The organism is Methanomassiliicoccus sp. (assembly GCA_033485155.1).
Classification (GTDB): Archaea; Thermoplasmatota; Thermoplasmata; order Methanomassiliicoccales; family Methanomassiliicoccaceae; genus UBA6.
In genome coordinates this window covers 519,815-533,241 of the sequence record JAWQJJ010000001.1, presented here as the reverse complement: position 1 = coordinate 533,241, position 13,427 = coordinate 519,815, and the positions used below count along the sequence as shown (strand labels likewise).

8 protein-coding genes are annotated in these 13,427 nt (G+C 63.2%); 2 read left to right on the top strand and 6 right to left on the bottom strand.

Features of this window, described 5'->3' with window-relative positions; translation table 11 throughout:
* Window positions 1-12: 12 nt before the first annotated feature.
* From SA339_02700 to SA339_02680, 5 genes are all read right to left on the bottom strand, one after another.
* A complete protein-coding gene (locus SA339_02700) occupies window positions 13-804 on the bottom strand; it encodes a P-loop NTPase (protein MDW5562109.1) in 792 nt (263 codons plus the stop codon).
* Window positions 805-996, bottom strand: a complete 192-nt coding sequence (locus SA339_02695) for a CooT family nickel-binding protein (GenBank protein MDW5562108.1) — start codon at window positions 994-996, stop codon at window positions 805-807.
* A gap of 73 nt (window positions 997-1,069) precedes the next feature.
* Window positions 1,070-1,651: an NADPH-dependent F420 reductase gene (locus tag SA339_02690; GenBank protein ID MDW5562107.1), complete on the bottom strand. Its 582-nt coding sequence runs from the start codon at window positions 1,649-1,651 to the stop codon at window positions 1,070-1,072.
* Window positions 1,652-1,676: 25 nt separating this feature from the next.
* On the bottom strand, window positions 1,677-5,771 hold the full coding sequence (locus SA339_02685; protein ID MDW5562106.1) for an AAA domain-containing protein: 4,095 nt from the start codon (window positions 5,769-5,771) through the stop codon (window positions 1,677-1,679).
* Window positions 5,772-5,867: 96 nt separating this feature from the next.
* On the bottom strand, window positions 5,868-7,451 hold the full coding sequence (locus tag SA339_02680) for a PKD domain-containing protein (protein MDW5562105.1): 1,584 nt from the start codon (window positions 7,449-7,451) through the stop codon (window positions 5,868-5,870).
* A 639-nt stretch (window positions 7,452-8,090) separates the two neighbouring features.
* On the opposite strand from SA339_02680, the gene SA339_02675 reads away from it, so the two are divergent.
* Complete coding sequence (locus tag SA339_02675; protein MDW5562104.1) at window positions 8,091-9,056, top strand: zinc-ribbon domain-containing protein; 966 nt, start codon at window positions 8,091-8,093, stop codon at window positions 9,054-9,056.
* 3 nt (window positions 9,057-9,059) lie between these two features.
* On the opposite strand, the gene otsB is transcribed toward SA339_02675, so the two are convergent.
* Entirely contained in the window at window positions 9,060-13,055 is a 3,996-nt protein-coding gene (otsB, locus tag SA339_02670) for a trehalose-phosphatase (protein ID MDW5562103.1), read from the bottom strand.
* Between the two features lie 164 nt (window positions 13,056-13,219).
* Between otsB and SA339_02665 the strand changes: the two genes are divergently transcribed.
* On the top strand, window positions 13,220-13,399 hold the full coding sequence (locus tag SA339_02665) for a hypothetical protein (GenBank protein ID MDW5562102.1): 180 nt from the start codon (window positions 13,220-13,222) through the stop codon (window positions 13,397-13,399).
* Window positions 13,400-13,427 lie beyond the last annotated feature (28 nt).

Genomic DNA, 13,427 nt, shown 5'->3' with positions numbered 1-13,427 from the left:
CCCGGTCCAGTCCTACCGGCGAAGCATCTCGTCCTTGATCACGGCGACTGCGTCCAGAACTCCCCGGGCCCCGCTCTCCATAACTGATCGCCCGGAGAGGTCAGCCTGCACCAGCCGCTCGTCGAACGGGATGGCGGCGAGGCATTCCAGCGATGCCTCTCGTAGAAGGCGACGAAGCTCCACCTCCTGCTGAGGAGCGGAGACCTTGTTGAGCACCGCGTAGATCTGTCGGACCCCCAGCTCCCTAGCCATGGCCGCTACGCGCGAAGCGGTGTCCACCGACCGTCGACCGGGCTCGACCACTACCAGGAGAAGGTCCACCGCTTGCAGGGTCGATCTGCCCAGGTGTTCCAATCCTGCCTCCATGTCCAGCACCAACACGTGCTGGTCATCGAGCACCAGATGGCGCAGCAGGGCTTTGAGCAGCGCACTCTCCGGACAGAAGCAGCCGGCTCCGGGCGCCTTAATGGTACCCAAGACTAGGAGCCTGATCCCGTCGGCGCAGCGCACTGCATATCTATCGGCGAGGTCATCGACCTGGGGGTTCAGCGAGTACAGCCCGCCCGTTCCCGCCCCTGGCCTCATTCCCGTTCTCTCCTCGATGAGTTCGAGCATCTGGGATAAGGGAACGATGGTCTTCCGCTCCCCTTCCGGGATGCCTAACGCCGCTGGCATCGAGGATGCGGGGTCGGCATCGACGGCTATGACATCGCGACCCTCCCTGGCCAGCTGGGATGCCAGCACCACGGCCACGGTAGTCTTTCCCACCCCTCCCTTACCGGAAACGGCGATCTTCAGGGACATTCAAGCCCGCTCCAGGATGATCCGGTGCCTCCGCAGGTCGATCTCCACGACATGGGTTCCATCGAGCGGCAGGGATCGTCCCAGCGGGTCGATGCACACGCAGCCGCGATCATCTATGGCGACCTTGACCGCATCGACCATGACCGAACGCAGACCGCTATCCTCCTTGAGCAGCACCGTCGACTCGCACATGTGACATTATTACGGCGGGGACGCTTATAAACGATGCTCCCAACCTCACGTGGACCAGTCCACGGGCGTGGGTTCATCCCTTGGCCAACTGGTAGCCGATGGCCGTTCCCATTCTCTGTCCGTAGCCCAGGCCGACCAGGTGAAGCCCCATGGCCTCCAGGTGCTGGGACGCCCTGAGCGAGCCACTGTCCACCGGATCGTATCCCAGGTCCTTAAGGAGAGACATGACGGCGGCCTTGGCCTCGGGGTCATCGCCAGCCACGAAGCCGGCCAGCTGTTTTTCCCCGATATGGCCGGTGGCCTGGTTCTGGGCGAACACGGTGTTGAAGGCCTTGACCACCTTGGCCAGGGGCAGCGCCTTCTGCAGTTCCTCGGCCCCCGAGGTGTCGCCGCACGGCACCGGCTCGCCGTTGGGACCGATGCGGTTGGTGGCGTCGATGACAATCTTGTCCTCCATAAGGGAGCCGATGTCCTCTACCAGGTTGCTGATCTGATGGTACGGCACCGCCAGGACGATCAGTTCGCCCCATTCCGCCGCATACTTGGGCCGCTCCCCCGGCTCGCGATGACCGTACCGGACCTCATGCCCGATTCTCGTCACTCCCGCTCCAATCGCCCTGCCCACATGGCCCTTCCCGATGATCGCTATCTTCATTTGTCCATCTCCGTCGTTGGTGTTATCATCGAATCGTTCCCGATTTACCTTTTACCGTGCCCCAGAACCTCCCGGGGACCCGGACATCCACCCGATGCTCGTAACCAGGGACCTCGAGCACGGTGGTGTCGCACACCGCGCGGAGGTGCTTCCACAACCAAGCCGACGCGTAGTCGTCGATGTCCGCGGGCATGCTGTCCAGCAGGTTGCGGGAGCACACCACGATGAGCCGCTCCTGGGCTCGCGAGAAGATGACGTTGGTGCGGTTCAGATCGAGTATGAACTCGGCGTTGTTGCTTATAGTTCCCGTGTCGCTCTGGGTCCCGGACACTATTATGGTCTCGCACTCCCCGCCCTGCAGGCGCTCCACGGTGTCGATGAGCTTAATATGATACCCGAACGCGGGGTTCAAGGTGTTCTTGAGCAAGCCGCGCTGCGCCCGGTGCGGGGTGATGACCGACACTGTCCTGGGACGCACCTCGTGCTCCTCGACCCCTCTCGAGGCCATGATGTCGCGGATCAGCTGGCTTTCGAAATCGTTGCTCTTCTTGGAGCCCGCCTCGTCGTGGACGACGAGGAAGACGCCTCTATTCTTCCAAAGATCTCCAAGCGAGGCGATGTTGCCGGCTTTGGGGTCCTGGCCCTTCCACGACCTCAGGTCGACCCCTTCTCCGCTATACACTCCGGAGATCAGGTGAGTGAGCTCAGGGGTGAGGCGGTAGGTGATGCTGAGAGCGGAGCGCCCTATGGCTCCGGGAGGGGTCCGAGAGGCAAGATCGTTGACGGTCCTGTAGGCACTCTGATGAGGCGTGAGGCGGAGCACCTGCTCCCTGGTCTCGTCCTCCCAGTCGTGGGCGGTGATGGGGGCCAGCTGCATGTGGTCCCCTGCCAGCATCATCTCCCCGTCCTCGGCGACCAGCGTTGTCAGCGCCAGGAAGTCGGCGAAGACCATCATGCTGGCCTCGTCGATTATGAGGCCGTCGGCGAAGGCCCCGGTGCCGACATTGAGCGTCCGGGCGCTCTTCAGGACCTCATTTATGGTGCCGCACAGCACCAGGTCACCGGCCCTCATCGCCCCCTGCATGCGGGCGGCATCCTCAGTGCACACCACTTCGCCCTCCGCCAACCTATCCGAGGTGAGGCGGAGGACTGTGGGAGTGTTGTAATTTATGCCGACCTCGTCCGCCGCCCGGCGGAAGACGGGCAGAACGTCCCTGATCCTCCCGGTGAGCTCGTCGACCGCGGTATGAGTGCTGGCAGATAGGAAGAAAAGCTTCCTCCGAGGGCGGGAGGCCAGGCGGAGCATCACCGCCGCCGCCGTGGTGTTGGTCTTCCCCGTCCCCGGGGGACCGAGGAGAAGCTGGACGGTGCAGGCGAGCCCGTCCAGGCAGGCCTGGACCTGCACATCGTCCAGGTGCCGGTCGTTCAGCAGCAGGCGCTGGAGGACCGCCCGCCAGCGCTCTGCTGCCTCGGGGGACGGGGGAGCGCGCACCGGCACCGACGGAGCCTGGGGGTCGAACCACCGGGCGGTCCTCGAGGCGGAGTGCTCGCTCAGCCACTTGTCGACCCGCGAGTGGACGAAGTCGCTCAGGCTCTCCCCGGCCAGGGCGAACCTTGCGCCATCCATAGATTCCCGGTGGGATGGCAGTATATAATGCTCGGTAGAGGCTCCCCGGGGCGAGTACACGTAGATGCTGGCCTCGAAAACATCGGCGTCGGGGACCAGGACGTCGACCTTGGCCGTCACCCCCCGGCGCAGCAAGTCCCCGATGTTCGGCGCCCGCTCGATGTCGCCGGAGTAGGGCACGATGCGCACGTACCCGCCCTCGTCGATGGTGCTCGAGGCCGAGTATACCTCCTTGTCGATCGAGTACCTCTCCAGGTCGATGAGCCCGCCGACATGCGGTCCGTCCTCGCCGTGGAAGAGGCCAAGGTCCCTCAACGGCAGGCAGGAGCCGTCGGCGACGCGTGACGCGGGGGAGCGCATGGCGTCGATCAGCCACTCGGTCTTGCTCGCGTGGTGATCCAGGCGGAGGAAGTCCAGGCTGGCGTCGACGATATCGTAGCGGGAGGCGAAGCGGGAACCGATCTCCCTCAGACGGCCCAGCGGCACCGGGGGCTTGACGATGCCCGCGGTAGTGAACAAACGCTCCTCCAGCCACCGGAGCGCCTGGCACTTGGCCAGGAGGAATGAGGAGATGAGCGTGGCGGTGCCTCCCCGCCGGTAGTCCTCGAGAGCCCGGGGGAGCATGTTGTCCCGTCCCCTGGCCTCGGGCAGGATGCCCCACATCGCGTACCAGTACGGCGAGCTGACGTCGGAGCTGAAGTGGGCGCGGACCTCGAAGTAGCTGCCCACCGCTCCCGGCTCCCCCCGCCTGCTCCAACCACCCTCGGGCGAGGTGTGGAGCTTGGTCCGGAAGTCGAAGATGTCGCGGCGGAACGACGCCGAGAGGTCAACGATCTCTCCGCCCACCTGCCGGGTCCAGTGGAACCGGGGCCGACCGAACCAGCTGAGAGAGGAGGCGATCACCGGGCTGAGGCCAGTGTAGCCGAGCATGACCTTCTGCTCGATCTCGTCCCGTAGGGGGGTGACGATCGTCTGCTCCAGGTCGGCCCTGCACTCCGCCCGGCAGCCCAGCAACTCGGTGAGGTCATGCAGAGCCCCTCCTCCGGCGCGGGAGCATGCATCGATGAGATGGTCCATATCCCCCATCGACCAGGTGTAGAAGTGAAGCGGACGATCCCCGGCCCCCCCGACCTTCACGATAGCGGCGACGAGGTCTTGGAAGAAGGTCTGCAGCAAGGCTCCCTCCGCCGAGTCATCCGCACCCACGTCGTCCGACCACGGCGAGGTGATCATCCGCACGACCTCCTCCGCCCGCAGCGACCTTTCGACGCCGTCCTCCGACGTCTCCTTGAGCGCGGGGACGGGGACGTGGCCCTCGGTCCTCGGGGTCAGCAGGGCCATGTCGCTGTCGGTGACATGGGCGGCGAGGCCGACCAGCCGATCCTCGATGTAGTCGTACTCCACGTCCAGGAACACCCTCACCAGCCGCAGGCCGTTATGGTCGTGCGAGGGCAGCAGCCCCGGTCCCGAGTGCCGCTTGGCGATGACTTCCCAGTCACCCTCCCGGCGATCCACGAGGGTGGAACGCCGAGCCTTGGCCCGGCCGATGAGGTCGTCGAGGTCGGAGGAAAAGCCGACGGTGCTGCGCAGCCGCCTCGCTTCCCGGCTCCGAGGGTCAAGATCGGCCAGGGCATCGAGGTCGTGTATGCCGGCGTCGCGCATCGAGCGAACCGAGGCAGGATCCAGGCCGATCAGCTCCAGCCGCCGCTGCCTCGCGCTCTCCGGCAGACAGATGGGGGCGTGGACGCAGGCATCGCACTTGGCCTCGAGGCAGTAGCTCAGCGCGTCGAGAGCGGTGGCGTCGATGCGGGCCAGCGGGCCGTCGGCGGCCAATAGGCTGCGGAGATCTCCCATCTCCTGGTCCAGGTCCAGGGACGGCATGGTCAGCGCGTCCTGCACCTCGTTGGTCTCCTCGTCGATGCGGGCCACCACCGACTCTAGAACGACGTCATCGTGCCGCTGTCCCCCCAGAACCAGGCCATCACGTTCCAAGATCTCCCGCACCATGGTGCGGTACGCGGATAGCTGGATGCGGTGGTAGGTCTTGTCCCTCCGGCTGGCCTTGCACTCCACGATGCGCAGGTGGGGGACGCCTCCCTCCCACCGGAGGATGAGGAAGTCCATGCGGCCGAAAAGGGAAAACTCCCCGACCGGACCCTCGATCTCCACCTCCCGGGCGAAGCAGTCAGTGCCCGCCGGAAGGTCAGCTAGGCATTGCAGGAGCGTGGTCCACGCCATGCGGACCTCTTCCTGGTCGCCTCCGGGGTTGAGGAAGCGCATCGACCCGGCGAGGGCGTCCCGCAGTTCGCTCTCCCGCTTCCGTCCACGGGTAGCTAGAATGGGGTTCAGTGGGCTGCGCACCGTTCCGTAGAAGGGGAACCGACGGGCGATCTCCGCCTTGTTGATGCGCAGCTTGAAGCTTCGCTCGCACTCGCGCTGATTGATATACTCACCGATGTCGGTGACGATCACCTGACGTTTCGAGCCGGACATCCCCTCCCTCCGACGCCTGGATGGGGGAAGGCCGGGCCGGCTATTAACTGGTTGTGGCGAGGACGGGGCACCGAGGCCCCGTCCCCTCGGTCCGCTTCACATCCGGCGTCTCATCATCGTGAACGCTACCACGCCCACCACGGCGATGATGGCGCCCGTGGAGCCCCATATCAGTACCCATGCCGGTATGGTGGCCGCCTTTGGTTCGGACACGACTATTGCCAGCGTGTTCGAGATGGTCACGTTCGACAGCGAGTCCTTGACTGACAGGGTCACGCTGTACTCTCCCGCTTCATTGAATAAATGCGTCGCGTTCGCCGATGTGCTGGTGTTCCCATCACCGAAGTTCCAGGTATAGAAGAACGGCCCGGTACCGTCGACGATCGTGCTGTTGAAGTTTACTGTCAGCGGGGACGTGCCTTTCAGGCTCGACGCGCCGATCACCACCTTCATCGTGGTGTCAGAGAGTACGGTGATGGTAAGCTGCTCGGACACGTCCTGCCGGCTGGCAGAGTCGATGGTCGTCAACTGGACAACATAGACGCCTGGCTCGTCATAGGTGTGCGAAGGGTTGGCACTTGAATCGGTCGATCCATCCCCGAAGCTCCACATATAGTTGTATGGATAGGTGCCACCTTCGACCGTGCTGGTGAAATCCACGGTCAGAGGACCGTGGCCACTGCTTACCGATGCGTTGATGCTCGCGATCGGATAGATCGAGGCGCTGACCCTGACGGTCAGGTCCGTTGATACCGCGCTCCGGTTGCGAGAGTCCGTGACCTTGAGATTCACGTTGTAGTTGCCTGCTTTATTGTAAGTATAGGTGGGGGACGATTCAGTGCTGTTCGACCCGTCCCCGAAGTTCCACAGATAGGTCAGTTCATTATCCACCGAGTTGGTGACGGTGTTACTGAACTTGACCTCTAGCGGGAACGGACCGGACAAAGGCTGAGCCGTTATTGTCACCCCGATCCCCGGCGCGATGGTGACCGTGGTGTTCGTATCGGTCGATCTGCCCAGACTGTCGGTCACCGTTACTGTGGCGGTGAACTTCCCGCTCGAATCATATGTGTGAGTGGGAGACTTCTGGGATACGTTCGCCGTCCCATCACCGAAATTCCAAGTGTATGAATACACGCCGTTGCCACCGCTGGCAGTGACGTCGAAGGTGACGTTTTGAGGACTGTAGCCAGTGGTCGGATCGGCGGATGCGACGGCCGAGACAGGGTCACTGATGGAAACATCGCTGGTGAAAGTGTGGGTCACGAGCGTTAACGGGTCGTCGTTGGAATAGGCCCATACGGTTACATTGACGGAATACGCTCCCTTCGCTTGATCGGTGGGCACATGAGTGCTGTTGCTGAATACGACCTGAGCGGGGAAAGCGCCGATTGTACGAGGCTCGCTCGAAGCTAGGATGTCATGGGCCGCGGTCTCCCAACTGTACTTGACCCAGACATTGGAGATCGTCAGTTTGGTAACACCATTGTCGATCGAATTGATATCCAATGTATATTTGGACGTGGTGGTCTCTCCAGGGTACAATTCCGCCGGTGAGATGCTGAGGTTCGCTTGATCGGGCCAAGCGGCCTGCGCGCCGATCGGCACGACCACGACCATGGCCATTAGAACGAGCATCGAAGATATGGCGATGCTTGACAGTGCTTTGTTGGAGTGCAAATCCATCCCTCCACGCCACAGGATACAATCAGTTGAGATAATACTTACCAAAATTATTCTGGACATATAGAAAGGCCTGAACCGGCGGCAAGGTTCCTCGTTTTACATAATGATAAGGTCCTTCGTGGTTTCGGAGCCCCGGACCGCTCGGTCCTACTCGTCTGTGGGAAGGAGAAAAGATCCCCCACCGCCGGCATCGCCGCTGTCCAGCGTGCGCGATCGAGGGGATCGAGAGCCCGCCGGAACAAGGACGAGACCCATCTGCGCCTTGATCACTCCCCTCCGCGGCCGGACCCGAATGATGTTATCATTAACCGAAATATATTTTAATATGTAACTACATATATTTACTCAAGAACGGGGCAGGCCGCCGAACCGGCGGGGACCCTTCGACGCGCGGATCCCTCCATTTCTGCGCGTCCGAACGGCCCGTCGGAACGGCAGCAGCAAGGGGGGCGATTGATACGCTTGCAAACTGCAACCGTCCGGGCCCGAGGACACCGACACGGGGGCCCAAACCCATTCTCTCCTCTTCGGCCAGGCCGATGATGAACGGCCTGGTCCGGGGAATTCATATCTCTTATGCATCCCTGGTTCTCATGACTTATATAATCGGACCTCTTTAGATGTCCCATTACCATGGTCGAACCCGTAGCGGTTAACTGCCCATATTGCGGAAGCGAGCTGGCCATCGGGACCAGGTTCTGTCCGTCGTGCGGTGCGCCCCAGACTGCCCCGGTGCCGGCCCCGCCGGCGATCAGGTTCTGCCCCCACTGCGGCAACCAGAACCCGGCGACCAGTAGCTTCTGCCCGCGCTGCGGGACCAATCTCCAGACGCCATGGACCCCCCCGTATCAGTTGGCGCCCCCCGTTCCGCCAGGCGGGGTGTTCGGCCCGGTCCAGCGACGGAACAACCGGACCGTAGTGGTCATCGTGGCCATCGCCCTCGTGGTGGTGCTGATCCTCGTGGCTGTCATCGCCAGCGGGGTGCTGTACCCGGACTCGTCCGCCAACACCAAGGTCGGGGACGGAAGGTACTCTTGGACATTCAACGGGAAGATCTATACGCTGAGCGTCAACATCTCCGCCGCGGAGTATCAGTACTATCACACCAGCACGGTGCAGCGGTACGCCACCACCATCGATGAGGCGGTGAGCATGTGCGATGAGTATGTCACGCCCAACGACTCGGTGGTCCAGGAGGTCGCCCAGGAGCTGGAGAGTATGTCGGCGAGCTTCTCCGACGTGAACAAGGCGAATTTCGTACTCTCCTTCGTGCAGAACATCAAGTACGTCGAGGACGAGGTGAGCGTTAGCGAGGACGAGTACTGGCGGTTCCCCGTGGAGACGTTGTACGACGAGGCCGGTGACTGCGAGGACAAAGCTTTCCTGTACGCCTCGATCATGGAAGCCATGAACGATGACGCGGTCATCCTGCTGTACGACGGGCACGCCGCGGCCGGCATATCGGTCCTTAAGGCGACCGGGACCTACTACGAGTTCGAGGGCAAGGATTACTTCTACTGCGAGACCACCGCAGTGGGCTGGAAGGTCGGGGAGATACCCGACGAGTACGGCTCGGCGTACATCGCCCAGGTCGGCTGAAACTCAGGTTCCGGCATCGTCGTCCAGCAGGACCTCCAGGGCTCCCCCCGGCTCCAGGGTGAAAGTACGGCCGTGGTAGCCGACAGCGATGGGGGCGATGTCGCTGGTCCGGCTCGACAGGTGCATGCGCTCCCGATCGATCTCCACTGCCACCAGGTGGCGGCGGTACTCCAGTAGGAACTTGAGCCGCTTCAGCTGGGGCGGGAGGCGGGGATCGAAGATGAGGGCATCCCCTCTTGTCTCCAGGCCGGAGTAGCACCTCTGGACGATGTCCACGGTGGAAGCCATGGCCCCGAGGTGGATGCCTTCGTGCGTGGTGCCGCATTGGACGTCGGAAACGTCCGATCTCAGCGCCTCCAGGAACATAGACCATGAGCTCTCCCGGTTGTAGCGGGAGAGCACCCAGGCGTACACTACCCGACTGAGCGTGGAACCATGGGCGGTGCGCTTTGAGTAATATTCGATGGTCTTCCGCACCGCATCTTGGCTTAGGGAGTAACCCATACTGCCCAGCTGCTCCCGGAGCTCGTCCTCCGAGAAGAGGTAGAGGAGCATGAGCGCGTCGGCCTGCTTCGACACCTTGTATCGGCGGACGCTGTCGCCCTCCGCCTCCAGGATGCGATCCATGCGGTGGAGGGAGCAGTACTTGCCCCGGTACTTGCTCATATCCAGTTCCCCGAGGTCATCGTAGCCCTCGAACTGACTCAATATGCCGTCCCCGTGGAACGGCACGAAAATCTTCAAGGCGATCTCCTTCCAGCGATCCAGCTCCTCGTCCTCCAGGGACAGTTCGGCCCGCACGTCGCGGTGGTACTGCAGAGGCAGTTCCCGCAGCGCCTCCATCGCCCGCCCCAGCGTCCATGAGACCATGACGTTGGTGTAGGCATTGTTGTTCACCCCTGGCTCGGGAGCCCCGGGATACCCCTCGTGGAACTCGTCCGGTCCCTCTACTCCCAGGATCACGTACCGTTCGCGGGCCGGGTCGTAGGTACAGCGACTGACCCAGAACCGGGCGATCTCGCACAATAACTCGGTACCGTACAGTGACATAAAGTTCAAGTCGTTGGTCACCTGGTAGTAGTGCCACACGTTGTAGGCGATGGCCAGGCTGACATGCTGCTCCAGGTGGCTATTATCCGGCACCCACCTCCCCGATAGGGGGTTAAGATGTATGGTCTGGGCCTCCTCCCGCCCGTCGCTCCCGCTCTGCCAGGGGAACATCGCTCCCCGGTAGCCTTCCTGCCTCGCCGCCCACCGCGCCCGACGCAGGCGGCGATGGCGATATAACATCAGGCTCCTCGTGATGTCAGGACTGTGCAGGTTCAGGAAGGGAAAGATGAACAGCTCGTCCCACATGACCTGACCGCGGTACGCTTCCCCGGCCAGACCACGGGGGGCGATGCCCGCGTCCATGTCGATGGAATGCAGCGAGGCATTCTCAAGCAGGTGGAAGACATGGAGATTGAGGATCTGGGAAATCCACACGTGCCCGGGGTCCACCTCGATCTGGAACCTGGACCATAGCATGTCCCAGCGCCGTACGTGCTGTTCCAGCAACTGGGCGAAGTTGCCGCAGTGGGCGACTAGGTCGCGGGCCTCGATGGCACTTTCCGATATGGCCGGGTCGCGCGAGGAGTGAACGGCTGCGACCTTCTCCACCCGCAGGGGGCGACCCTCGCTGACGGCGACCTTGATGTCCTGCCCGACTAGGCCCTCATCCTCGAGAGGGACGCTCGCTCCGTTGACCGCGGTCTGTCCTTCGAACACCGCAGTGCGGGCGGCCTCGGCGATGCGCACGTGGGACTGGCTTGTCTCAACCTCCAGCCATACCGTCCCATCTCCCTCGGTCCCCGAGGCCAGGTGCGTCAGGTGCTGGTTGTTCAGCGCCCGGTACCGGGTGACCAGAGTGTTGCCGATCCTGCCGTCCAGCGCCGTGCGCACCGTCACCTGGCCAGACCAATTCTGAGGAACGATGATTGTCTCCAGCGCGGCGAGGTTGGGGATGTCCATGCTCACGAATCGTCGTTGCCGGACCGTTGTCCTGCGCCCTTGCCGATCGGTGAACCGGACCTCCCTGACAAGCACCCCGCTCCGCATGTCCAGCTCCTGACGGAAGCCGTCGATGTCTATCTCATCGACATCGAACCATTCCCCGCCCGCGATGCGGAACGAGAGATAGGACCAGTTGGGAAGGTTGACGATGCTCTCGTTCTCGATGACCCGGCCGGCCACGATGCTCTGCAGCCGGTTGTAGATGCCAGCAATGTAAGTGCCGGGGTAGTGGTGCTCGCCGGCCACGGACTCGGGGGCCGAACCGCGGGTGGCCATGTATCCGTTGCCCAGGGTGCACAGCGCCTCGCGCAGCTGTTCCTTCCCCGGCCGATACTCGTCGTACACCAGCGACCACATATCTGTGGCACCCTCGCTCTCGAAGCCCTCGACAAGACGATCAAGGAACACCTGGACCTCGGCGACGTCATCGAGCAGGTACCGCGCGGCCGTCGGCCGGACGCGGTCGCTGACGAGAATGGTTATCCCCTTGTCCCCGATGGCCCGGAAGGCGTCCTCGTCGGTGAGATCATCACCGATGTACAGCGGAACGACCGGGGACCGCCCGGCACTCAGCCGATCGCTGATCGACAGCACCGCGTTCCCCTTATCCCAGTCCAGGTCAGGACGCAGCTCGAGGACCATCTTACCCGAGGTTCGCCTTAGCTCGGAATGGCTCCGGGCGACCTTGTCGAACGCCGCTTCCACCACCGGGACAATGGGCGGCGAGACGAGGCGGTAATGCAAGGCAAGAGCGTACCGCTTCCTCTCCACGATCGCCCCGTGGATGCTCTCCACCATCGGTCGGAGCTTCCGCTCCGCGTCGTCCAAGGCGGTGAGGTATCCAGCACCCCGCTCCCGATCGGAGTACGAGCCTCCCGGGCCCTCGATCTCGAAGCCATGGCTGCCCGCATACCCCAGCGAATCGAGAGCGACCATCTTCATGACATCGTCGAGACCGCGGCCGCTGACGATGTACACCGGGCACTCCCTAGCCAGCCGCCTCAGGGTCTCCCGGAGATCGTCGGAGAGGGTCGCCAGGTCGGGCCGGGCGACGATGGGGGAGAGCGTACCATCGTAGTCAAGGAAGATCGCCGGTTGGCCCCCGATGAGGCGCTTGAAGATCTCCCGGGAACGGTCGAGAGCGGATGGCAGGCCCTCGGTGCGGAGTTCCACCAGCGAGGATAGATCCTCGATCACCAGATCGGCGCCGTGGGCCATGAGGTCGGCGGCGTGGTGGCCGCGGTCGACCCCGATGACCAGGGCGAAGCCTCCGGCCCGGCCGGCCTCCACCCCGGCGAGGGCGTCCTCGATGACCGCCGCGCGATGCGGGACCACCTCCAGCTGCCTCGCCGCCTCCAGGAAGAGGTCGGGCGCCGGTTTGCCCCTCAGCCGGAGGGCGGCTAGGTCGTTGCCGTCGACAACCGCGTCGAACATTCTGGCCAGGGAGGACATCTTCAGCACCTGCCTGGCGTTCCGGCTGGCGGAGACCAGGGCCAGCCTGGTCCCTCGCTGCCTCCACGAGCGGATGGCCTTCTCCACGAACGGATAGGGCTCCACCCCCCGATCCTCGATAATCGCCAGGAACCTGCGGTTCTTGCGGTTCCCCAGTCCGCAGACGGTGTCATTGTGAGGAGGATCATCTTCCAAGCCCTCGGAGAGGGTAATCCCCCGGGAAGCGAGGAAGTCGCGCACCCCGTCGCACCGGGGCTTTCCGTCAACATAGCTGAGATAGTCCTCCTGGGTGAACGCCTCGTGCCTCTCCCCATAGCGCTCCTCGCGCTGGCGGAGGAACTCGTCGAACGTTTCCTTCCACGCCGCGGAATGCAGGCGCGCGGTATCGGTGACCACTCCGTCCAGGTCCATGATCACAGCGTCGACGTCCTTCAGGCCGGCCGCCGATCGGGCTCGAGGTCTTGGTCCGGACATCCCGCCCTTCATGCCGAGCATGCACTGGACTTCTCTAGCCGTTCCCTCATGAACCTTTCCCCCTGTCGCCCCTTCTCGATCCCATCAGCGCTCGGGGACCTGCCGCCCAGCATGGCGTCCCGACGCCAAGATGAAGATGATTGGTTCACAAACCACTATATCTCAAGCCTTTTTGGGAGCGTGAGGTGAACGAAGTGGCTTTAGGCAGCGAGATGGCACGCATATGGATCGCCTGCATGGCCCTGGTCATGCTGTTCCCCCCGGAGGCGCTGGAGCTGATGACGGCCCAGTGTCGGGACTGCGCCGAACCTGAACCATCATCGAGCGCGGTCTTTGTCTCCATCCTCGTCCCGATGCGCAAATAGCGAGCGCCCTTTTTCCACCGACTCGGGC

Excerpts from the sequence above, each read along its gene's own strand:
- SA339_02700 (MDW5562109.1), bottom strand. The coding sequence starts at position 804 with ATGTCCCTGAAGATCGCCGTTTCCGGTAAGGGAGGGGTGGGAAAGACT.
- SA339_02695 (MDW5562108.1), bottom strand. The coding sequence starts at position 996 with ATGTGCGAGTCGACGGTGCTGCTCAAGGAGGATAGCGGTCTGCGTTCG.
- SA339_02690 (MDW5562107.1), bottom strand. The coding sequence starts at position 1,651 with ATGAAGATAGCGATCATCGGGAAGGGCCATGTGGGCAGGGCGATTGGA.
- SA339_02685 (MDW5562106.1), bottom strand. The coding sequence starts at position 5,771 with ATGTCCGGCTCGAAACGTCAGGTGATCGTCACCGACATCGGTGAGTAT.
- SA339_02675 (MDW5562104.1), top strand. The coding sequence starts at position 8,091 with ATGGTCGAACCCGTAGCGGTTAACTGCCCATATTGCGGAAGCGAGCTG.
- otsB (MDW5562103.1), bottom strand. The coding sequence starts at position 13,055 with ATGCTCGGCATGAAGGGCGGGATGTCCGGACCAAGACCTCGAGCCCGA.